The 21,647-nt window shown below is 43.2% G+C and carries 19 protein-coding genes and 1 pseudogene; 12 read left to right on the top strand and 8 right to left on the bottom strand.

Translation table 11 applies throughout. The features are described 5' to 3' along the window. Positions 1 to 2: 2 nt before the first annotated feature. Together C6H66_RS03940 and bhsA are read right to left on the bottom strand one after the other, a co-directional pair. Positions 3 to 434: a YhbP family protein gene (locus C6H66_RS03940; RefSeq protein ID WP_105394850.1), complete on the bottom strand. Its 432-nt coding sequence runs from the start codon at positions 432 to 434 to the stop codon at positions 3 to 5. A gap of 123 nt (positions 435 to 557) precedes the next feature. After that, entirely contained in the window at positions 558 to 809 is a 252-nt protein-coding gene (gene bhsA, locus C6H66_RS03935) for a multiple stress resistance protein BhsA (protein WP_036776459.1), read from the bottom strand. 274 nt (positions 810 to 1,083) lie between these two features. Here bhsA and C6H66_RS03930 point away from each other — a divergent pair, with 274 nt between their 5' ends. Next, entirely contained in the window at positions 1,084 to 1,398 is a 315-nt protein-coding gene (locus C6H66_RS03930; RefSeq protein WP_036776461.1) for a GIY-YIG nuclease family protein, read from the top strand. Here the strand turns inward: C6H66_RS03930 and C6H66_RS03925 are convergent. Together C6H66_RS03925 and C6H66_RS03920 are read right to left on the bottom strand one after the other, a co-directional pair. Beyond that, positions 1,367 to 1,870, bottom strand: a complete 504-nt coding sequence (locus C6H66_RS03925) for a GNAT family N-acetyltransferase (protein ID WP_036776462.1) — start codon at positions 1,868 to 1,870, stop codon at positions 1,367 to 1,369. The two genes, C6H66_RS03930 and C6H66_RS03925, sit on opposite strands and share 32 nt — an antisense overlap. Further along, positions 1,864 to 2,160 carry a hypothetical protein gene (locus tag C6H66_RS03920; protein WP_051560659.1) on the bottom strand — a complete coding sequence of 99 codons (297 nt, stop codon included), beginning with the start codon at positions 2,158 to 2,160 and terminating at the stop codon, positions 1,864 to 1,866. Before C6H66_RS03920 ends, C6H66_RS03925 begins: the two co-directional genes overlap by 7 nt. Positions 2,161 to 2,778: 618 nt before the next feature. On the opposite strand from C6H66_RS03920, the gene C6H66_RS03915 reads away from it, so the two are divergent. The 8 genes and pseudogenes from C6H66_RS03915 to C6H66_RS03885 all read left to right on the top strand — a co-directional run bounded on the left by C6H66_RS03915 (position 2,779) and on the right by C6H66_RS03885 (position 12,974). Beyond that, positions 2,779 to 3,723, top strand: coding sequence for a prenyltransferase (locus tag C6H66_RS03915; protein WP_036810167.1), 945 nt, complete (start codon positions 2,779 to 2,781; stop codon positions 3,721 to 3,723). Between the two features lie 20 nt (positions 3,724 to 3,743). Then, positions 3,744 to 6,269, top strand: a complete 2,526-nt coding sequence (locus C6H66_RS03910) for a phosphotransferase (protein WP_105394849.1) — start codon at positions 3,744 to 3,746, stop codon at positions 6,267 to 6,269. 166 nt (positions 6,270 to 6,435) lie between these two features. After that, on the top strand, positions 6,436 to 9,180 hold the full coding sequence (locus C6H66_RS03905) for a phosphoenolpyruvate synthase (RefSeq protein ID WP_248000602.1): 2,745 nt from the start codon (positions 6,436 to 6,438) through the stop codon (positions 9,178 to 9,180). Beyond that, the gene (locus C6H66_RS03900) at positions 9,173 to 10,228 is read left to right on the top strand and encodes a hypothetical protein (RefSeq protein WP_105394847.1); all 1,056 of its coding nucleotides are present in this window, start codon (positions 9,173 to 9,175) and stop codon (positions 10,226 to 10,228) included. The genes C6H66_RS03905 and C6H66_RS03900 overlap by 8 nt, the downstream gene beginning before the upstream one ends. Next, complete coding sequence (locus tag C6H66_RS26600) at positions 10,225 to 10,488, top strand: hypothetical protein (RefSeq protein WP_248000601.1); 264 nt, start codon at positions 10,225 to 10,227, stop codon at positions 10,486 to 10,488. Before C6H66_RS03900 ends, C6H66_RS26600 begins: the two co-directional genes overlap by 4 nt. Further along, positions 10,388 to 11,809 (top strand): annotated as a pseudogene (locus C6H66_RS03895) (fatty acid CoA ligase family protein); the annotation flags it as partial. The gene C6H66_RS26600 and the pseudogene C6H66_RS03895, both read left to right, overlap by 101 nt. A 9-nt stretch (positions 11,810 to 11,818) precedes the next feature. After that, positions 11,819 to 12,442 (top strand): CDP-alcohol phosphatidyltransferase family protein, encoded by a 624-nt coding sequence (locus C6H66_RS03890; RefSeq protein WP_105394846.1) that lies wholly within the window; start codon positions 11,819 to 11,821, stop codon positions 12,440 to 12,442. Then, entirely contained in the window at positions 12,432 to 12,974 is a 543-nt protein-coding gene (locus C6H66_RS03885; RefSeq protein ID WP_105394845.1) for a CDP-archaeol synthase, read from the top strand. Before C6H66_RS03890 ends, C6H66_RS03885 begins: the two co-directional genes overlap by 11 nt. 110 nt (positions 12,975 to 13,084) lie before the next feature. On the opposite strand, the gene C6H66_RS03880 is transcribed toward C6H66_RS03885, so the two are convergent. The 4 genes from C6H66_RS03880 to C6H66_RS03865 all read right to left on the bottom strand — a co-directional run bounded on the left by C6H66_RS03880 (position 13,085) and on the right by C6H66_RS03865 (position 16,933). After that, a complete protein-coding gene (locus tag C6H66_RS03880; RefSeq protein WP_011148593.1) occupies positions 13,085 to 13,372 on the bottom strand; it encodes a helix-turn-helix domain-containing protein in 288 nt (95 codons plus the stop codon). Between the two features lie 291 nt (positions 13,373 to 13,663). Then, the gene (locus C6H66_RS03875; RefSeq protein ID WP_105394844.1) at positions 13,664 to 14,809 is read right to left on the bottom strand and encodes an ABC transporter permease; all 1,146 of its coding nucleotides are present in this window, start codon (positions 14,807 to 14,809) and stop codon (positions 13,664 to 13,666) included. Continuing rightward, the gene (locus tag C6H66_RS03870; protein WP_105394843.1) at positions 14,809 to 15,954 is read right to left on the bottom strand and encodes an ABC transporter permease; all 1,146 of its coding nucleotides are present in this window, start codon (positions 15,952 to 15,954) and stop codon (positions 14,809 to 14,811) included. The genes C6H66_RS03875 and C6H66_RS03870 overlap by 1 nt, the downstream gene beginning before the upstream one ends. 7 nt (positions 15,955 to 15,961) lie before the next feature. Beyond that, on the bottom strand, positions 15,962 to 16,933 hold the full coding sequence (locus C6H66_RS03865) for an HlyD family secretion protein (RefSeq protein WP_105394842.1): 972 nt from the start codon (positions 16,931 to 16,933) through the stop codon (positions 15,962 to 15,964). A gap of 237 nt (positions 16,934 to 17,170) precedes the next feature. Between C6H66_RS03865 and C6H66_RS03860 the strand changes: the two genes are divergently transcribed. The 3 genes from C6H66_RS03860 (at position 17,171) to C6H66_RS03850 (ending at position 21,560) form a co-directional block, all read left to right on the top strand. Next, complete coding sequence (locus C6H66_RS03860; RefSeq protein ID WP_105394841.1) at positions 17,171 to 18,868, top strand: sensor histidine kinase; 1,698 nt, start codon at positions 17,171 to 17,173, stop codon at positions 18,866 to 18,868. 2 nt (positions 18,869 to 18,870) lie between these two features. After that, entirely contained in the window at positions 18,871 to 19,587 is a 717-nt protein-coding gene (btsR, locus tag C6H66_RS03855; RefSeq protein WP_105394840.1) for a two-component system response regulator BtsR, read from the top strand. Between the two features lie 170 nt (positions 19,588 to 19,757). Then, positions 19,758 to 21,560, top strand: coding sequence for a carbon starvation CstA family protein (locus C6H66_RS03850; RefSeq protein ID WP_105394839.1), 1,803 nt, complete (start codon positions 19,758 to 19,760; stop codon positions 21,558 to 21,560). The last annotated feature ends 87 nt before the right edge of the window (positions 21,561 to 21,647 follow it).

The following is a 21,647-nucleotide window of genomic DNA, read 5'->3' as shown; positions in this document are numbered from 1 at the left end:
TTTTATCGCTGCCAGCAGATTTTCTTACCAAATCCAAGCGTATTATCAGTCATCTTTATTTCATTGAGATTCAATTGCCAAATAGGTGTTTTAGCAGCAATTGCCACAGGAAAACGGCGGCAATAACGTGCTCTGGCCGCTTTATCTTGTTCACCTTCAAGACGAATGACTTCCCCTTTGAATTGAATACCCTTTATCTGTGCAATATTTCGAATCTGCCCAGCAATGGTACCTGCAACCTGCGGGTTTACCTGCATCATTTCACCGTGGCGAGTATGCAGTTCAGTCATAAACCAGAAAGCGATCTCATCGGCATTGAAAACATAGAAGCAATTTGCACACCAAATATCATCACCGGTTGCTGTACAAAGCGTTAGGACATGCTGTCTTGCGAGGTATCTATGGATAATCTGAAAGTTTTCAGGAGCGTTCACACTCTCTCCAATAGCAGGATTATATCTGCCTGGAAGCCCAGAACCACGCCGGGATAAACATCATCCTACGGCGTGTTCTGACATCTCCTGACAGGGCCAGGGTTCAGTATGTTCTACTATAAATTAGTTATAGATTTCAGCAACACCTGATAATTGATTCTTACCGCCAGCAGAGATAATGCGGAAAGAAGATGCCCCTGCTTTGTCAGCTTTTTTGGACAACTCGGCACTTAGGGTTTCCAAAGTATCAGCCCCCGTGACAGAAACTACGCCAACTTTAGAAGAGGAAGCAGTTTGAACTTCTGTTGCCGCCATACTACCAAAAGAGATAGCACTTAAAGCTAAAGCAGCAGCGATATATTTTACGTTTTTCATACTATGATCCTTGATCAATTTTTAGTTGAATGAGTTACTCTCTGTGATGTGGATCATAGTATGCTCTAAAGGCCGGAATAAAAATTAGCAATTATTGCTATTCTATTTCAATTTTTTTGAATAAATAATGCGACGTATAGCAAATTGATATGTAACGGGTCTTATAAAACTGTTATATTATAATAACTTAAACTAAATTATTCAGAAAAATGATATAGAAAAGCGTTCGAGTAAAATATAAATATCAAAAATAGAAAATTCAGAAAAAAATTATATGGCCGAAAATCAATGGGTTCTTTACTTACTGAAAACAAAATCTGGCATGCTTTACACCGGGATAACGACAAATATTCATCGCCGTTTTGCACAACATGAAAACGGGAAAGGGGCAAAATCACTGAGAGGGAAAGGACCGTTACAGCTGGTTTTCAGCAGTCATGCCGGAGACCGCTCCAGTGCCTCACGGCTGGAATATCAAGTAAAACAATTAAGTAAACAGCAAAAAGAGAGGCTGGTTATTTGCCAGCCCGTCTGTATATCAGAATATTTAGCATCAATTAGAAACGGCCAAAGTGTGGGGAATAAGTAACCAGTCCCTGATGGTCAGCCAAAAAACTATCAGCTAATTCATATACCTGAAAATAAGATTCATACGTTGGCCACTGGCAATACAATTGGTGCTCACTAGCAAGCGTAAAACCAAACCGGTGATAATAGTGTGGATCACCTAAAACAACGACGACGCCATAACCAAATTCATTCAGGCTATCCAAACCTTCATACACCAACTTTTCACCAATTCCCTGCCGACGATATTCTTCAGCAACCGCTAACGGCGCCAGACCAACCCATTGGTGATCTTCACCATTAATATCCACCGGACTAAAAGCCACGTAACCGATTACCTGGCCTTCGTCATCTGTGGCAACCACGCCTAACGTCAATAGTCCATCTTCCCGCAATCGTTGAACCAATTCCGCTTCCGACGAGGTATCAAAAGATTTCCGTAATAACCGATCTATTCCCGCAGCATCTACCGGAATTTCTACCCTGATCAACATGATAATCGCGCCAGATCGTGCTGATCCGCGCCCTCCGGCAAACTCGTTTTTACACACTCAGCCAATTGCAACAAACCTGCACAGAAAACAGTAAGCATGAATTTCAACGCTATCGCATCTACCAAATTTTTAACACACAACCCTAATTCTGTACGGATAATTATCAGAATCAGATCATTGGCTTCGTCGCTGAAACTAACCTCTTCCTGCTTATACTGGTTGACAACTAAATGACTAGCGCAGACAGTAGTAAACCAGCACAGAGTAAGATTGTGGATTTTTCCTAACACAGCTCAGACTCCTTACTTGATAAAGTAACGTAGCTATTTAGCCAAAATATATCGGCATTCCCCGATCCTACATCAAGAATCCAACACAGACCTAACTGTAAATATTACCTTTTAATTATTGTGGCAATATCTGACTATAAACTGCGCTAAATCAAAACATCTCATCACTCATTCAATTACAATAACTAATCATTTATTGTTTTATTCCGGTATTTTATATGGAGTAACTTTGTCCTACTAAAAATTTATTTGCGTGAAAAGTTATACAGATAACGAAACAGATACTCATTTATATTTGTCTGAAATATGATATCGAAGCCCGTTATCCCTCAATCTGAGGATGAAATAAAATATCGTATAAACATACAGTTATGGAAAAATTTGTAAACATAAGTTGCATACTAAAATTAAAATTTACACATACTGATTATAGCCGATGACAAACTTTTGGCTTAATGTATGGCTCCAGTCTATACGTATTTTGGAAGTTATTTAGAGAAATAATGTAAAAAAACACTCATAGACTTTATTAAGATTCTCTTCTGGATTGATTATCCTCGAGCTGAATTTTCACAAATGTATATAGTTTAGTCTTTATACAATAAATAGGAATGATGTATGGAAGGCCAAGATATTTATTCAAAATTCATTGGTAAGAGGATAAAACTATGGATGGATGAGCGTTTCCCGCTGCAAAATGCGCCGCTTTTCTTTCTCTTTTATATCATCAGCTATTCCGTAGCTTTTTATTCAATAAGGGAAAAACCCGTTTTATCATGGGAAATCCTGCTCGGTTGCCTGATGTCCTTCTCCTATTTTTTACTATTACGGATATTCGACGAGCATAAGGATTATCAACTGGATTGTGAACATCACCCACAGAGGATTTTACAACGCGGTATTATTACGCTGAAAAATCTACGGGCGCTTGGTATCTGTTGTATCGCATTACAATTAGGTGGAAGTCTATTCTTTGATCGGGGAATTGGTTCAGTTACTTTTGCCTGGTTATTGGTCTTTATCTGGACCTGTCTTATGGGCAAAGAGTTCTTTATCGGTGATTGGTTAAACCAACACCTTACTTGGTATGCCATTTCCCATATGCTGGTAATGCCACTCATTATCTGGTGGTTGGGCAATATCGCCAGCCCTAATCTCACATTCACTTTCCCAATATGGGTCTTAATGGGGTTGTGCTTCTTCTCTGGATTCAGTTTTGAAATTACACGCAAGTGTAAAGGTCCAGATGAAGAGCGCCTGGAAATACCGACCTATTCATCTATTTTCGGCAGAAAAGGGGCTGTCGCTATTATCGCGGCATTACTCACCGTAATGTTGATATTACAGATTTGGCTAATCCGTATCACCACTGATGGTATAGCGTTATGGGCGTTAATTATCTTGGTCGTTTGTTATGCATTGTGTCTATGGCAATTAAGTAAATTCCTCCGTAACCCCACTATCCAAAATCGCAAACGCGATGAAGCTGTCGTGGGAATATTTATGGTGCTGGGTTACTCGGTTTGCACTGCCAGCATCTTAATAAAGCTTGGGTTTGCTTAGGTATTAAAGGAAATATAATTATGTTGCAAAAGAATATCCAATCATATGTAAGTGATGCATCAGATAATACCACTGATCACATAGAAAACTGTGCGCGAGGTTCTATTCTAGAATTGTCACGTGACATATTTAGCATCAAAAAACACCAAGGAGCATCTGCCGTCCGTACAGAAACAACTCAAGTAAAATTATTGCCCCGCCGCCACCTCTACACCTACACCGAAGAAGCGCGACAAAAACGTCTGGATTATTTGGCAAAACATACCGGGCATACATTGGAACACGTGGCAAATACCCATCTGGATGCGACCAAACTGGCAAAAACCATTGAAGGATTTATTGGTTCAATAGAAATCCCCGTGGGGATCGCCGGCCCTCTCTTGATAAAGGGACAATACGCTCAAGGGATATATTATGCTCCACTTGCTACCACAGAGGGCGCTTTAATTGCTTCGGTATCCCGTGGTTCTTCCGCCATTACGCAATCAGGAGGGACGACCGCGCGTGTACTTGGTCAACGCATGATACGAGCCCCGCGTTTTGAATTTCATAGCGTCTCGCATAGCATTATGTTCAGTGATTGGATCAAAGAACATATCAGCGAATTACGGTATGAAATAGGACGCCATTCCAAACATGCGCAATTGTTGGAAATAAATCCACATATCATCGGTCGCAGCGTCCATTTGCAATTTATCTACAATACCGCCGCCGCCGCGGGTCAAAACATGACCACCATTTGCACTTGGTACGCATGTCAATGGATCCAACAACAGTTAGCCAAAATGGCGTTTATACCACTACGTCACTTTATGATCGATGGTAATACATCTAGTGATAAAAAGGTGTCTTATCAACCTTTCATCGAAGGTCGTGGAACTCGTGTAGTGGCTGAGGTTTATTTAGATGCTGAATCCTGCCAGCAAATATTGCGAGTCACGCCACAACAACTTGTCACGGCTTATCATCATGTCTGCGAAGGCGCTATTGCCTCAGGGATGATCGGCATGAATATTAATGCGGCCAATGTGATTGCCGGGATGTTTACCGCTCTAGGGCAGGATATCGCCTGCGTACATGAATCGTCAGTCGCTCATCTGCACATGACATTAACTGCCGATAACCGCGTCTATTGCAGTATTACACTGCCTTCTCTGATCATCGGTACTATCGGTGGCGGAACTTATTTACCACACCAACGTGAATGTCTGAACATGTTGGGCTGCACCGATGAAAACGGCACCGCCCGTCTGGCGGAGATCATCGCCAGCTATTGTCTGGCCCTTGATATTTCAACACTATCAGCTATTGCTGCGGATGAGTTCGCTCAATCACATGAAAGACTTGGCCGCTATCGCCCTGTCACCACCAGCAATATTATTGCGCATACCCCACAGGACCTTGATCTCTCTTTCTTCCAGCAAGCAGATTTTAACCCTGTGTTACAAGGCGCCCATTTAACCACGATCAATCCTAAATTTTCTGGCGGTGATGAGCACAGCATGCTGACAAGTCTGAGCTCAAATTATGCGGAACGTTTAATTGGCTTATTTCCTTTTTCTATGACGACATCCGCACAGAACAATTTACCCGTGATGCTGAAACTGAAACCTCTGGGGAGTGAGGTCGTCAATATGGTACTGGATATCGCCAAACACTGTTCTCCTGAGTTGTTTGCTGTTTTCCAGGACTTTGAACATCAGCTTGAATTTAATCAAAGCCATAGCCGTGAGCTGGCTATTATGAATCAGCAAGATCCACGGTTGATGCGTTATATTCCAATTATTTATGGTGTGATTGAAAACGAAGCAACCGGAACTTATGCCCTGATTGAAGAATTGCTCCACGATATGGTGTTAATGAACAACATTAATCTGGAAACACCTTGGGAGCAGCGCCACCTTGAAGCTGCCATCCGAGGAATAGCAGATATTCACGCTATCTGGTTGGGACGAGAAGAAGAGCTCACGTTGAAGTTCCCACAACTGCAAATTGCGAATGCCGATACGGTTTCACAGATGAAGCCCCTGTGGCAAAAACTGGGCAATTTTATTCACCAAACGTTCCCTGAGTTGTTTACCGTCGAAGAACGAGACGATTTCCAGTACTGGGTAAACAACACCGCAACTTGGTGGAAGGAAATCGAACAGATGCCAAGGACATTGATTCACGGTGATTTCAACCCACGCAATATTGCCTTCCGGCAACAGGAAACTGAGTTACGTTTATGCGCTTGGGATTGGGAGTTGTCTACTTTACATCTACCACAACGCGACCTGGCAGAACTTCTGGCCTTTAGCTTAGACCCACAAAGCGACGCGGATAAGGTGGCCTATTATATTGAACTACACCGGGTTGAACTTGAGCAAAAATCGGGGCTCTCTCTTGATCCAATAAATTGGCGTCGTGGCTATGAATTAGCACTGCGTGATTTATGGATGAGAAGAATTCCACTTTATATGATGGCCCACAATGTTGTTGGCTATCCATTTATGGAGCGCACAATGAAAACTCTCCGCTGGCTTATTTCATTAACACGGAATTAATAATCAACCGAATAAACTATTTAATTTTACTCTTCCTCTAAAATAAGGGTGCAGCAATAGCTTGTAATACATTCATATCTTATTGATCTATTCACGCCAACAATATTACGTGCAAATAAGACCATGATGTAAGCAAAGTATACTATTGCTGCATTGGTGGAATAATATGAAATATCTCTACACTCAAGATAACGCTATTGAATTGGCGGAACACTCCTTAGGTGGCAAAGCGGCTAATTTATTATGGCTTACGCAAAACGGTTTTCCTGTACCTAATTATTGGGTCATCAGCAGCGAGGTACTAAATAGCCTGCTTATCAAAGATACATTTGCAAACAATATTATAGAACAGTTGGCTGCCGTACCACGTGATATCAGCCAGGAAAAACTCGATACTATTGCTGCGCCATTGCGTCAGTGGATACAGTCGATTCCACTGCCTACCGAATTAGAAGAAGAATTGGCTCTCTTATCGGAGAATCACCCAGATACATTTTTCGCTGTTCGCTCATCAGCCATTGGCGAGGACGCCGCCAATGCCTCTTTCGCCGGGCAGATGGACAGCTACCTATTTCAACGAGGTAAATCAGCGCTGGTCAATAGCTTACGCGCTGTGATGGCCTCAGCTTTTAACACACGTGCATTACAATATCGCCTACACAAACAGCTACCGATGGGCAATATAAGTAGTGCTGTAATCATTCAGAACATGGTTGCCGGTGAGGTTTCTGGTGTCATGTTTACTGCCCACCCAGTGACAGGCAGCAGGCAACACTGCCTCATCTCATCCGCCTGGGGCACCGGAGAAGGTGTGGTTTCCGGCGAATGCGATACCGACGAATTCTCAGTTCACCTCACTACACCTGAGATTGAACGCCATATCACACAAAAAGAGACAGCAAGTGTTTTCGATACCACCAATGGCAACGGTACAATAACAATACCCGTCGCAGAAGAAAAACAGTGGAAACCGACCTTACTCGATAATGAAATCTATGCATTACGAAATATTGGCAAAAAAATCGCGGCAGAACGGGGATGCCCACAAGATATCGAATGGACAATTCAAAACCATAAAATCTTTATTCTACAGACCCGGCCAATAACCCGATTGCCACGTCAGGATGATAAAAGCGAGCGCCATATTATCTTTGATAATTCCAATATTCAGGAATCTTATTGCGGCATAACAACACCACTGACCTTCTCTTTTGCTCGTGCCGGTTATGCCACCGTTTATGAACAGACAATACGTGCCTTAGGTTGCTCGGATAAACAAGTTAACCAGCATCGTTCCATGTTGGAGAACATGCTCGGTTTAATTAAAGGCAGGATCTATTACAACATCAACAATTGGTATAAAGGGCTATTATTACTCCCCTCTTTCCAAACCAATAAAAAAGATATGGAAAGAATGATGGGACTAGAAGACCCAGTTGATTTTGTTGAGGATAAAACGCTTTCACCAGGCGATAAAATAAAGAAACTGCCAAAAATGGGGTGGGCACTCCTGCGCCTGTTATATGCCTTTAGGACTATGGATCAACGGGTAGAACTATTTTTAGAACAGTTCAAATGGCATGACGCCGCCATAAAACAAACAGAACCGCATACTTGTAACAGCGGCCAACTAATCGAGAAACTGAAATATCTGGATGAACATCTGCTACGACGCTGGACGACGCCGATCCTGAACGACTTCTATGTAATGATGTTTAATGGACGGGTAAATCGGGAGCTAATTGCTGCCGATATTGAGAATTCATCTGCATTATTAGGTGATCTTCTCTCTGGGGATGAAGATATTGAAAGCACCCAACCGACCAAAGTGCTGTTAAAGATGTGCCAATATGCGCGCCAGCATCCTGAATTGTGCAACCTTCTGACCCACGGTGACGCCCGTACCCTGCTGACCCAAGTGCGCCAACTCGATGAATCATTCCACCAGCAATGCATCGACTATATTAAAAAATATGGCGATCGCACGATGGGTGAATTGAAGCTGGAAACCATCACGTTAAAACAAGATCCCAGCTTTCTATTTCTGATACTAAAAAACTACCTTGCTATCGATACTCTCACCCCAGAGACGTTATCCAGCCGGGAAAGAAAATTGCGCACTCAGGCCGAAAATACGGCATTTCAGCAAATACACGAGCGACTTGGCTCCAGACGTATGAACGCCTTCAAAAAGAATTTGCAGAAATTGCGTCAGGCAATACGCCACCGGGAAAATATGCGCTTCACCCGGACCCGTATGTTTGGGTTATATCGGGATATTTTCATACAACTTGGTCAAGCCTATGCACTAGAAGGCATTCTCGCTGAACCCCGCGATATTTTTTATCTCACGTTAGAGGAGATCTACAGCAGCTACGAAGGAACAGCAATACAAACCCAACTTAAGCCTTTAGTTGCTATCCGCAAGCAAGAATATGCCAGCTACGAAACCGAGGATGAACCCGCTCATCACCTTTTCATTAGAGGCTCACTGTATCAACAGCAAGATTACAGTTATCCCTATCGGGAAAAACAAGCCCCAACTGATAGCAATGTGCTACAAGGTATAGGTTGTTACCCAGGGCAGGTTGAAACAACTATCCGATTAATTAAAAACCCACAAGATGAAATGTCGCTGGCAGGTCAGATCCTGTGTACTGTGCGTACCGATCCCGGTTGGGCGCCATTATTCCCTACCGCCGGTGGGTTATTAATCGAACGCGGTTCGACTCTCTCACATTCCGCCGTTGTCGCCCGTGAACTGGGTATCCCCGCAATTGTTGGCATTCCTGCCGTCACACAAATTTTGCAAGATGGCGATCGAGTACGCATGGATGGCGCAACTGGAAGTGTTGTCCGCTTGCACGACACCACAACAGAAGAACAGGCATCAAGGAGTGAACATGTCTAATATCTTCATGGGAGAATGGTCTCCGGCCAATCCACTGCCTGAAGGTTTTCTTGACCTTCCGCCAATGATTTATCGCGATTGGCCACTCTGGTCTGGCGAAGACCGGGAAAAAGTGCAACAACAGTTCAGCCCGAAGAATTCCTGGTTTAATCACAGTAAAGCTTGGATTGGTTGTATTCCGGGGAAAGCCCGTCTTGTCGGCTTTTTAGTACCTCATATGGTTGATGGCCGCTCTGCCGCATTTTTCGGTTTTTGGGAAACCGATAATGACATAGCAAGCAACACTATGCTGTTTAACGCCCTGGAACAATGGGCCAAAGAAAATGGTGCGCGTAATCTCTACGGACCCATTAATTTCTCAACTTTTGGCGATTACCGCGTTCGACTTGATCATTTTGAGGTCCCTCCCTTTGAGCATGAGCCTTATAACCCCCCTTACTATCCTCTTTTGTTAAAAGAGTTAGGGTTTGATATCCGTTATCGCTATATCTCACTATTCGACGATACTCAGGCAATAGCAGGCAACTTTCAGCAAGCTCATCAACGCGCGCAAAAACTTCCTGATATTCAAGCAACATTATTGCCGTTAACACCGGAATTATGGATGCAAGAACAGGTTAAACTTTATTCTTTTATCGACTCAGTATTTGGCGAAAATTTCGCTTATACCACGCCATCTTGGTCCGCCTTTCAACAGCATTGTGGTGAGGAGTTTATTAAACCTTTTTGCCGTTATCCTGCGTCATTTCTGGCTAAAACCACCAACGGCGAAATTGCCGGGTTACTTCTGAGTCTATCAGTCCTACAAAAAGGTCAGCCCACTATCGGATTGTTGAAAACCGTAGCAGTTGCACCGCAATACCGAGGCAGCCGGCTGTACAACACGCTGTATTACTCATTTGAACAGAGCTCCAGGCGTATTCATCCTCGTCTGGGAGGCGCTCTGATGCGTGAAGATAATACATCGCTCAAGACCGCAGGACGGCTTTTTAATACACCGGCTTCCACCAAGCATCAATATGCGCTTTATTACAGGAGGATCGCATGACAAATATTTGTCAACCAATTGTCAATGCAGCCCAAAAACACCCTGAGCATTTAGCCCTGCAAGTGCCACATTCATTGGAGCACAGTAGCGGCTTAAGCTTTCAGGCGTTTTTTTTCTCATGCCTCCCATTTCCAGCGTCTATTAACCCAAGCCGGCTTCGTCGCTGGCGATCGCTTGTTGGTGATTATTCAACCAGGCTTAGTCCTTTATCCATTGCTTATCGCCATTCTGGGGCTAGGGCTCGTTCCAGTTATGCTTGAACGCGGGCTTTCCAAAAAGCAACTGAGAGAGATACTGCGCCGCAGTAAATTATCAGCGGTGATCACCCAACCTACGTTAGGAAAATTCTGGTTTTTGATCCCTGAACTGTGGCGACTGCGACGTTTTGTCATCGGCCAACGTATCTGGGGCATGAAAGCACTGGAAACACCCAGTCAACATCTACCTCTGAATAGCTTTATCTGCCGAGACTTACCGCCAGATACAACCGGATTAATTACCTTTACCTCAGGTTCCACCGGCATACCCAAAGGCGCAAACCGCACTCATGACAGCCTGCTAGCACAACTCTATGCCATAACAGCGCTTTTTCCTGAGGGAAAAAGTGAGATTGACCTACACAGTTTCCCCGTTATGGTGCTGCACTCATTGTGCTGCGGCAACAGCAGTATTCTGCCTGATTTTGACTTTGCCCATCCGGCAACCGTCGATCCGCAGAAGATCGCCAGACAAGTGCAAGACAAAGGTATTACATGCCTCAGCGGCGCTCCCGCCTATATGAGCAAAATTACCGGTTATGCTAAGAGCAAAGGGTTGTCATTCCCCAACGTGCGAACAATCATTGTAGGTGGTGCGCCTGCCAACAAGGCTCTGCTTGAAAACTGCCTGACCGTCTTTCCACATGCTCGGCATTTAGTGGTCTATGGTTCCACCGAGGTTGAACCGATCAGTACCGTCGAAATGACGACTCAATTAAACCACTGGACAACTCATGATGGTTATCTGGTCGGAAAACCGGTGACACAAGCAGAAATATGTATCCGGGAAATAACGGCTAATCCCCAAAAAATTACCCCGCTGCCCGCCAGTAATGTGGGTGAAATCTTGGTTGCCGGGCCTCATGTGCTCAAAGACTATATTGATAATCCTCAAGCAACGAAAGAAAACAAACTCCCACGTAAACAGGGAGGCATTTGGCACTGTACCGGTGACGTTGGCTATCTGGACACCACAGGACAGCTCTGGCTACTTGGACGGGTAAAAGACAAAGTGGTGTTAGATGATGGTCGTATCATTCATCCCTACATACTGGAAAAAAGGATCAATGAACTACCAGAGGTTACTCAAAGCGCGTTTGTGCTACATCCTTTAGGCGGAGCCGCTCTGATACTGGAAAGCGCCACTCTACCGACAGGTTTACCCGCTATTTTAGACCAGTTGGCGCTCACGCTAGTTACCCGTATTTATTATGTGAATTCTATTCCGGTCGATATTCGTCATAACAGCAAAATAAACCGCATTGCGCTGACAAATATGCTCAGAAAAGGCCAATTGTCCTCCGTTCCATACAAGGAAAAATAAGGAAAAGTTATGAACAATAATCATTTTATTATCCAGTTAAACAGAGCGGACTATATTACTATTGGTGGGGCGGTATTTAGCGCTCTTGCCGTGGCAGCCGCATTACAACATTGGTATTACTTAGCCATTGCGTTTTTATATCTTGCCATGCTTGGCGACGCGCTCGATGGCATGCTAGCCAGAAACTTAAATATTACGCGCCCATTTGGTCGTTATCTTGATGGATTTATGGATCAACTTATTTACTTGATCTCTCCAGCCATTATTCTCTACCTTTCCGGTTATCAATCTTGGTATTCCCTGTTTATTATCTTAATGATCATTAGTGGTTGCCTGCGATTATCTGTATTTAATGAAGTCGGGAATATTAAGAATGAAAACCAACTCTCCTATCTCGGTATGCCCGTATTCTGGAGCTTATTTATTATCAGTGGTTACGCTTTGGTAAGCTTAGTCGTCGAGCCGTGGTTAAGCCATCTCTTACTGACATTAGCGCTCTTTACATTCAGTATCGCTATGTTATGGGATCGCCCGTTTTATAAATTCAAGAGTCTCAATACTATCATCAGTACAACACTTGCAGGGTTTGTTTTATTTACCGGTCTTCATTTCTGGAGTCTTTATGCTCAATAGTTTTTATCATGGATGGATTTTAATGATCCCCGTCATCCTTGGTGGTTGTTTACATATGGTGATTGTGACGAAAAACTATTTTGCCCGCTGGGCTATTCCAATACATCAACGTTATTTCGGTCGCAACAAGACCTGGCGCGGTTTTATTGTTGTACCCATTATTACCGCGCTATTTTCGCTATTGTGGTTAGTTCCCGGCACCGGAACACAGGACACTGTTATTCCTCAGACTATTTCCTCCTGCTTATTTGCTGGTTTTCTGGCGGGTTTCGGCTATGTTCTTTTCGAACTGCCAAACTCTTGGCTAAAAAGGAGACTCGGCGCACCTCCGGGAAAACACCCGAAACAAAATAAGCGATTGTTTATTTTATTCGATCAACTTGATTCTGCTATTGGCGTCACAATAGCCTATTTTATTTATCTTAATCTTACTTATGTCGATGCATTTTCTGTTTTCTTCTGTTTTTTAATCAGCGCCTTTGTCGTTAAAAATATATTGTTTTTGCTTTCGCTGAAAAAAACGAGATTTTAAGCGAAGAAATCAGATAGAAATATTGCAGGAAAATGGCTTCCTTTAACGGAAGCCTCTTAGAACAAGCAGATCTTAAGTATCACCACCAACGGAACACACATTCTGTAGTATTACTTCGCAGTTAAAGATAACTCAACACCACATGCAGCAGCATAACGTTTAAGTGTGTGCCAACTAGCTTTCGTTACATTCTTCTCAATACGGGTAACCGCAGACGGATTAATTCCCATCCGTTTAGCTATATCTATTTTCTTTAGACCCGCCTTTTCCCGCCACTCAGTGAGTTGCTCCAGCAGCTCATATTCTTCTGTAGCCTCAACATAAGCTTGTATAGCTTCCGGTGTATTAAGAAGACGCTTTCTCACTTCTGAATGTGAGATAGGAGTTACTTTAGCCATATGTCATATCCTCCAATCGTTTTTCCATCTCATATCGGTGAAATTGACCGTTCTTGGCAGCACACCGAAACTATTATTGGTTCTGTTATATGATTCTAAAAAAACAATACATAGAGAGATATCTAATGGTAAGTACTAATCATTAATGTGATTACCATAACTTTATCTATCCAACTGAATTACATAAATAAAAAATCATAATGAGTATAAAAATAGAACATATATACACCTCTCTATCTGGTCATTTTTCTATCGCACTAGAATAAATCACGAATTAGGAAACATAAATCATCACTTAAACACCCTACGCAAATAATAGGTTATTTTCCTGAATCCACCACTACGTACCATACCTATCAAAATTCCTAACAGAGTATAACCAATGCCAAGAACCAGCATCATCGCGATATCTCCCAGTACATTCTGTACTGGCAATCCCATCTGGTTAACACCGGCAATCGCTTTTGTTGCCCAAGTCGATGGTAAAGCAGAAGAGATTATTCTCACCCAATCAGGCATTGCCTGTACCGGCCAGACTGTGCCGGAAATATAGAACACAGGTGTGGTAAGCAAGGCGATCGTTAAATAGATCATTTCTACACTGCGCATACATTCTGTCACCAATTTCCCTAATCCGAGTACCGCCAACATAAACAAGAACGTCAGCATTAATAGCAAAAGAATAGACGCCTCCTGTCGGTATCCCAATACCCACGGCCAAAGTACAAAAAAGATGATGGAGAGAAAAAGCCAAATCGGTAATAACGCCGACAACGCTCCCAAATAGACAGGCAATGGAGGTTTACCTTTCGGTGTACCACGTATTGTAATACTGACCCGCACACAAGATATCAATAACGAGTGTTGTAATAACATCACCAACAAACCGGGAAAAACAATTGCGGCAAAACTAACACCAGGATTAAATAGCCCAACAGTTTCACTACGAATCGGCATCAGTAATAATTCTGTCTGTTCAGGGCTAAAACCATATTTCAATAATAATTTACTGTTATATTCGTTTAGCAATTGCCGGTGGGCTGAGGTTAACTCTTGCTGAATTTGTCCATTGGCAAGACGACTTGTTGCATCGCCATAAATCGGAAAAGTGATATTTTTTCCATTAAGAATATTTTTCTCCAGATCCGCCGGAATAATAATAATCGCAAAAATTTCACGTAGCAGTAGATCATGGCGGGCATCAGCTAAATTGTCATAGCTATGGACAGCAATTTTAGCCGTAGAATTAAGCTGGCGTATCAAAGAGCGACTAGCAGAGCTGTGATCCTGGTCGATCACAGCAACCGGTAGATCCCATACTGTTGGCCGGACATATACCAAACTCATCATACACAAGGAAACCAACATCAACATCCACATGGGCTTTTCCAACATTCCCATTAATACCCGGCGAAAAGTTTGCCAATACATCTGCATTATTCATCACCCTGTGGCAAACCAAGTCGTTTAAATAACCGGTTTCGTACTAACAGAAAGCAAACGACCGGATAAATAAGTAATAAAGCACAAACAGATAAAATACCCAGCAAAGAAACCTCTCGCAGAAAAATATCAAACATCGCATTTAGCGCATGCGTCAAAGGCTCAATATTGGCAATTATTCGTGCCGGCAATATCATTGATAATTCTGGCACTGACATACCTGAAAAAGTCGTCGCAATACTGACTAACACCCCGATTAAACTGTAAGCCGTCAGTGCGCTATTAGTGAAAGTAAACAGCAACAGGCCAATACTTTGAGCGGCAATAACGTAGAAAAAACCCACTATCACCATATATATTGGGTTGCCATTCACTTTTGCATCAAATATACCAATCAGAGCAGCTAGTTCAACAATCAATAACAGAGTAAAAAACAGGGTATAAGGCGCCAATTTTCCCAACAGGGCGAAAGTAAATGGTTTCATTGTCATCAATGTCTTACTGCGTGCCATGCTATAAATCGTGCAGGTTACAACAAAAAGCTGTAACAAATGAATTGTAGCCGCAAACTGCTGATAATAGATGTAACTACCGCTGGCATTAAAAAGGCTGTCATAAACGAGCGTAACATTGGCTAATGGCGGTAACTGATGGCCCATTTCTGTCGCCAATATGGAACGATATTTCGCATTAATCTCTGCCATTAATCCACTGAGATCTTGAATAGAATAACTTCCGGCACCATAAAACAATGCGTTGTAATACATACGCACTGTTGGCTGGTATCCTCTGAGTGCATTAGCTTCAAAATCGTGCGGGATATAAAGTAAAGAGTAATCCTTAGCACTGCCAAGCCGTTCAAGAGATTCCTGCAATCCGCCATCATAAGATTTAATCTGCGCATGAGAAGCCGCATCTAGGTTACGTATTAGATGACGTGACAGCGGACTCTGATCATTATCAACCACCGATACTGGCAGATTGAGCAACGTCCCTTCTGAGAAATTAGCGCTGATCAGCACAAATAACATCAACGGAAATAACCAGCTTAGCCAGTGAAAAACTGGGCTACGAATCACAGCCCGGATTTCTTGGCTAAAAGCGCGTTCGAAACCACGCCATACAACCTTGCTTCGCATCAGTCACCTACTTATCCCAACGCCACAAGGCACTCATACCAGGACGTAAACCTTCAATAGGCTGTAAGGAATACAAGCGCACTTCAAAGGTTCTTAAATCGAAATCACCAGTGGCGCGAGTGGCACGTTTAGTCGCGTAATTACCCATCGGAGAGATATAACGAACTTCGGCTTCAACCTCTTTATCACCTAGCGCAGGAATACGAAGTTTGACTTTATCCCCTTTGTGTACCTTTGCCAGAATGTCTTCCCGCAGGTTATAAATAAAATAAGCTTCTGGTACACGGATTAATGTCACTAAAGGACTATTAGCACTAAATAATTCACCAACTTCTGCCGGAATTGGCCCAACTTCCCCTGCGACAGGCGCTTTAACTTGCAAATCATCACTCTGGGTTCGCAACTCAATCAGTTGCTGTTCAGCCTGACGTAAAGCTGCTGCGTATTTCTGGCGCAATTCAATCCTGTCACCATGCCTGCCTTCATCCAATGCTGCTTTTGCGCTCTGCATTTTCTGATAAGCAACATCCCTACTTCTGTGAGCATTATCTAGATCGTTTCGTGAAACATAACCTTTAGATGCTACATTCTGAATGCGCTCATATTCACGTACCGCATTATCATATTCGGCCTGAGCTTGTGCCAAACCCGCTTCCAAATTCCGAATACTTTCTTCACGGGTTCCATGAAGAGATTGTTCCAACTGCGCTTTGGCTTGATCACGAGCAGCTTCTAATGAAGCAACCTGGGCCAGTAATTCAGGGCTTTCAAGTGTAATCAGCAACTGGCCTGCTTTAACATCATCTCCCCGTTCAATGTGACGTTTGATCACTCGTCCCTTAGCTTTAGACGCCACAATCACTTCCGGCGCATCAACTTCACCTTGCAACAATAAATATTGGTTATGAGAATGAAACAACACAGCCATTGCTGTGAGCAAAATCACCAGTAAAATCGTAAAAAGTGTTCTTTTTTTCATGATGTCTTACACATCCAAAATTACCCGACTCGAAACTAACGTTATAGCTTCGCATTGTTCTACGGAAAATTTCTTATATATTCGTGCGTATAATCACTGACAGAAAGGAAGACGCTTTATAATAGTGTAGTGGTTTATGATTGTTGTCAAATATTAACCTACTTAAACTAAACTTTTAATAATATTATTAGCTGTTTCTGTAAACTAATAACATCCATAAATCCTCTCGGAAAATCTATGTACGAATTTAATCTTGTGTTGTTATTACTACAACAGATGTGTGTTTATTTGGTGATCGCCTGGCTACTAAGTAAAACACCACTATTTATTCCACTGTTACAAGTCACTGTGCGTTTACCTCATAAACTGCTGTGTTATGTCACTTTTTCCATTTTCTGTATTATGGGAACCTATTTTGGTCTGCATGTAGGTGATTCCATTGCCAATACCCGTGCTATTGGCGCAGTCCTTGGCGGGCTTCTGGGTGGGCCAAGTGTCGGCGCACTGGTGGGATTAACCGGTGGACTGCACCGCTACTCCCTTGGTGGGATAACCGCTTTCAGTTGCATGATATCGACCATTATTGAAGGTTTAATCGGTGGCATTATTCACAGCTATCTGACGAAACGTGGTCAGATAAACCGACTGATTAATCCCTGGACAGCCGCTGTCGTCACGTTTTGTGCTGAAATAATACAGATGGGCATTTTACTACTGCTCGCTCGTCCATACAGTGAAGCATTAGCGTTGGTCAAAAATATCGCCATCCCCATGATCATCACCAATAGTATCGGCTCAGCAATGTTTATACGTATCCTACTTGACCGACGCGCGATATTTGAAAAATACACTAGTGCATTTTCTGCTCAAGCCCTGAAAATCGCTGTCTATACAGAGGGTATTCTACGAAAAGGATTTAATGAAAATAACAGTATGAAGGTAGCAAAAGTTATTTATCAACAACTGGAAATAGGCGCAGTGGCTATTACAGATAGAGAAAAACTCTTGGCGTTTATTGGTATCGGTTCAGATCATCACCTCCCTGGAACACCTATTGCTTCAGAACAATCCCGTCGAGCAATTGAAAATAATGAAGTGGTTTATGCCGATGGCAATGAAATACCTTACCGTTGTTCAATCAATCCAACCTGCAAGCTCGGTTCAACTCTGGTCATCCCGCTACAGGGAGAAAATCAGCAAGTTATCGGCGCAATCAAACTTTATGAAGCCAAAAACCGTCTGTTCAGCTCAATCAACCGCCCTCTAGGGGAAGGTATTGCCAGTTTGTTATCCGCCCAAATCCTCGCAGGACAATATGAACGTAACAAACAATCACTGCTTCAATCCGAGATTAAGCTGCTTCACGCGCAAGTGAATCCTCACTTTTTATTTAATGCCTTAAATACCTTGCAAGCCGTGATCCGACGGGACAGTTATCAAGCGGGTCAATTAGTACAATATCTCTCAACTTTTTTCCGTAAAAACTTAAAACGGTCAGAGGAGATTGTCACGCTGTCTGATGAAATAGAGCATGTGAATGCTTACTTACAAATTGAGAAGGCGCGTTTCCGTGATCATCTGCAAATAAGCATTGAACTACCGGAATCCCTGCTTCACGCCAAATTACCCGCTTTTTCTCTCCAGCCAATAGTAGAAAATGCGATCAAACACGGCACATCACAGTTATTAGAAACCGGTAGGGTTACTATTCGTGCTCATCAGCAAAATCAATTGTTGATACTGGAAGTGGAAGATAATGCCGGTCTTTATAAATCGGTCTCTATGGGAGATGGACTAGGAATGAGTCTGGTAGATAAACGGCTACGACTTCGCTATGGTGAAAATTATGGTGTGCAAATAGATTGCCAACCAGAAAAATTTACTCGCGTAATTTTACACTTGCCACTCATTAAAGAGGCTAATAAAACTGTGTGAATATGAATATATTAATTGTTGATGACGAGCCGCTTGCACGAGAAAATCTACGTTGTTTGCTAGAAGCAGAACATGATATTCAAATTATTGGCGAATGTGCCAATGCCGTTGAAGCCATTGGCGCCATATATCATCTAAAACCTGATGTTGTATTTTTGGATATCCAAATGCCACGTATCACCGGATTAGAAATGGTTGGTATGCTCGATCCAGAACATCGTCCCTATATTGTTTTTCTGACCGCATTTGATGAATATGCAATACAAGCGTTTGAGGAGCACGCATTTGACTATTTATTAAAACCTCTGGAAAAAAGCCGTCTAACTAAAACCCTACAACGATTACGGCAAGGGCATCAGAAACAGGATATTTCCATCCTTAAAGTAGAAGAGCCGCTGAAATATATCCCATGCACCGGCCACAGCCGAATCTGGCTTGTGCAACTGGATGAAATACTTTATGTCACCTCCCGTCCAAGCGGAGTGTATGTTATGTGTACCAACGGGCAGGAAGGATTTACTGAACTGACACTTCGCACATTGGAAACCCGCACACCATTGATGAGAAATCATCGTCAATATTTGGTCAATATGACCCATCTACGCGAAATCTTATTTGGTGATCACGGACAGGCCGAACTGATTCTACGCAATGGTAAAACTATTCCTGTCAGCCGCCGTTATTTGAAGCCATTGAAAGAGGCACTAGGATTGAAGTAATCGTGACACTTATCACATTTTCAGCAGGTTAGTCAGTTCTTACTCACCGCTCACCTGCTGAATCTGACCACTTAACCCGCCATACAACCACTCACTCAGACACTCCCTTATAGCTTCCTTTACCCATGACAAGATACGAGTAAAAATTTATAACTCTCAGGAGAAGAGAAATGCAACACGCTCTCACATTTGTCATTGCAACGTTGTGTATTCTGGTTATCTGCTACCGCTTATACGGCGTATTCTTCGTTAAAAAGGTCCTGAAAGCAGATGACAGCGAGGTTACACCTTCCCATTTACTGGAAGACGGTAAGGATTATGTACCCACGAAAAAATGGGTCAATTTTGGTAGCCACTTCGCAGCAATCGCAGCCGCAGGACCTCTGGTTGGCCCAGTGTTAGCAGCCCAATACGGTTATCTGCCAAGTATGTTATGGCTGTTAATCGGCTGTGTTATCGGCGGTGCCGTGCATGATACGGTTGTTTTATTCGCTTCAATGAAACATAGCGGTAAATCTCTGTCAGAAGTTGCTAAAACAGAACTTGGCCCAATTGCTGGTTGGTGCACCGGCCTTGCAATGCTGTTCATCATTACGATTACTATGGCAGGTCTATCCCTGGTGGTCGTTCACGCGCTAGAACGTAACCCTTGGGGGACATTTGCAGTATTTATGACCATTCCGGTCGCAATTGGTGTCGGTCTGTGGGAACGCTTCACTGGTAACATGCGAGGAGCAACTTGGGTAGGTATTATCACCATCATGGCTTGTGTGATTGTCGGCCCTTACATTCAAGCATCCGCCTTCGGTGAATGGTTGAGTCTACGTACATCAACTGTTAGTTTGGCACTGCCAATCTATGCGTTTTTTGCAACCGCTCTGCCAGTATGGATGCTACTGACTCCCCGCGGTTATCTTTCCAGTTTTATGAAAATCGGCGTATTCGGCGCGTTAGTCGTGGGAGTCATCTTTATTAACCCAGAGATCCAATTCCCGGCAGTCACTGAATTTATTCATGGCAATGGCCCTGTACTGGCAGGTCCGGTGTGGCCGTTTATCTCCATCACCATTGCGTGTGGCGCTATTTCTGGTTTTCATGCATTTATCGGCTCTGGCACAACACCAAAACAGATCGATAAGTGGAGTGATATTCTGCCAGTTGGTTTCGGTGCAATGCTGGCAGAATGTGTCGTTGGTGTCATGGCGTTGATCGCTGCTACTTCTCTATATCCTGCTGACTATTTCGCAATTAACTCCTCCCCAGAGGTCTTTGCTACACTGGGTATGGATGTTATCCATCTACCACAACTGAGTCAGGAAATTGGTCTGGATCTGTATGGCCGTACCGGAGGGGCAGTCACATTGGCGGTTGGTATGGCGGATATCTTCACCCGCGTCCCTTGGTTCAGCCAGCTAACATCCTACTTCTTCCAGTTCGTCGTCATGTTCGAAGCCGTATTTATTCTGACAGCTGTTGATTCCGGTACACGCGTTGCCCGTTACCTACTGCAAGATTTCCTGGGCGATATTTGGGCGCCCCTGAAACGTATTAACTGGTTACCAGGTTCCATTGGTTGCAGTATCATTGCCTGTTTACTGTGGGGCTATCTGCTGAATTCCGGCGATATCAATTCAGTCTGGGCGCTATTCGGGGTATCCAATCAACTGATGGCCTCCATCGGCCTGATGATTGGTGCGACAATTATCCTGCGTCTGTCTGAAAAACGCTGGTATATACTGACTTGCCTGATACCACTGGTTTACCTGTATGTTACTGTGAACTACGCTGCTTACTGGATGGTGAAGAATGTTTACTTCAACTCCACAGCAAAAGGTTTCAACATCTTCAACGGAACGATCTCCATTGTGATGGTTATCCTCGGCGTTGTGATTACGGTTTCTTCCATTATGCAATGGCTGAAACTGTGGCGCGCCCGCAGTGCAGGTAATTCAGTTGAGGTACTGACTCACTGATCTCTTTCTCATATCAAAAGCTGCCCTTTGTATAAAGAGCAGCTTTTTTATTATAAAAAACATTAAATAAATTAACTGATAACAAAA

The organism is Photorhabdus hindustanensis, assembly GCF_002968995.1.
Classification (GTDB): Bacteria; Pseudomonadota; Gammaproteobacteria; order Enterobacterales; family Enterobacteriaceae; genus Photorhabdus; species Photorhabdus akhurstii.
The sequence above is the reverse complement of the archived record's forward strand: the minus strand, read 5'-3'. Positions and strand labels throughout refer to the sequence as shown.

Coding starts and splice junctions, on each gene's coding strand:
- bhsA (WP_036776459.1), bottom strand. CDS start 809: ATGAAAAACGTAAAATATATCGCTGCTGCTTTAGCTTTAAGTGCTATC.
- C6H66_RS03930 (WP_036776461.1), top strand. CDS start 1,084: ATGGCCGAAAATCAATGGGTTCTTTACTTACTGAAAACAAAATCTGGC.
- C6H66_RS03925 (WP_036776462.1), bottom strand. CDS start 1,870: ATGTTGATCAGGGTAGAAATTCCGGTAGATGCTGCGGGAATAGATCGG.
- C6H66_RS03915 (WP_036810167.1), top strand. CDS start 2,779: ATGGAAGGCCAAGATATTTATTCAAAATTCATTGGTAAGAGGATAAAA.
- C6H66_RS03910 (WP_105394849.1), top strand. CDS start 3,744: ATGTTGCAAAAGAATATCCAATCATATGTAAGTGATGCATCAGATAAT.
- C6H66_RS03905 (WP_248000602.1), top strand. CDS start 6,436: ATGAAATATCTCTACACTCAAGATAACGCTATTGAATTGGCGGAACAC.
- C6H66_RS03900 (WP_105394847.1), top strand. CDS start 9,173: ATGTCTAATATCTTCATGGGAGAATGGTCTCCGGCCAATCCACTGCCT.
- C6H66_RS26600 (WP_248000601.1), top strand. CDS start 10,225: ATGACAAATATTTGTCAACCAATTGTCAATGCAGCCCAAAAACACCCT.
- C6H66_RS03890 (WP_105394846.1), top strand. CDS start 11,819: ATGAACAATAATCATTTTATTATCCAGTTAAACAGAGCGGACTATATT.
- C6H66_RS03885 (WP_105394845.1), top strand. CDS start 12,432: ATGCTCAATAGTTTTTATCATGGATGGATTTTAATGATCCCCGTCATC.
- C6H66_RS03880 (WP_011148593.1), bottom strand. CDS start 13,372: ATGGCTAAAGTAACTCCTATCTCACATTCAGAAGTGAGAAAGCGTCTT.
- C6H66_RS03875 (WP_105394844.1), bottom strand. CDS start 14,809: ATGCAGATGTATTGGCAAACTTTTCGCCGGGTATTAATGGGAATGTTG.
- C6H66_RS03870 (WP_105394843.1), bottom strand. CDS start 15,954: ATGCGAAGCAAGGTTGTATGGCGTGGTTTCGAACGCGCTTTTAGCCAA.
- C6H66_RS03865 (WP_105394842.1), bottom strand. CDS start 16,933: ATGAAAAAAAGAACACTTTTTACGATTTTACTGGTGATTTTGCTCACA.
- C6H66_RS03860 (WP_105394841.1), top strand. CDS start 17,171: ATGTACGAATTTAATCTTGTGTTGTTATTACTACAACAGATGTGTGTT.
- btsR (WP_105394840.1), top strand. CDS start 18,871: ATGAATATATTAATTGTTGATGACGAGCCGCTTGCACGAGAAAATCTA.
- C6H66_RS03850 (WP_105394839.1), top strand. CDS start 19,758: ATGCAACACGCTCTCACATTTGTCATTGCAACGTTGTGTATTCTGGTT.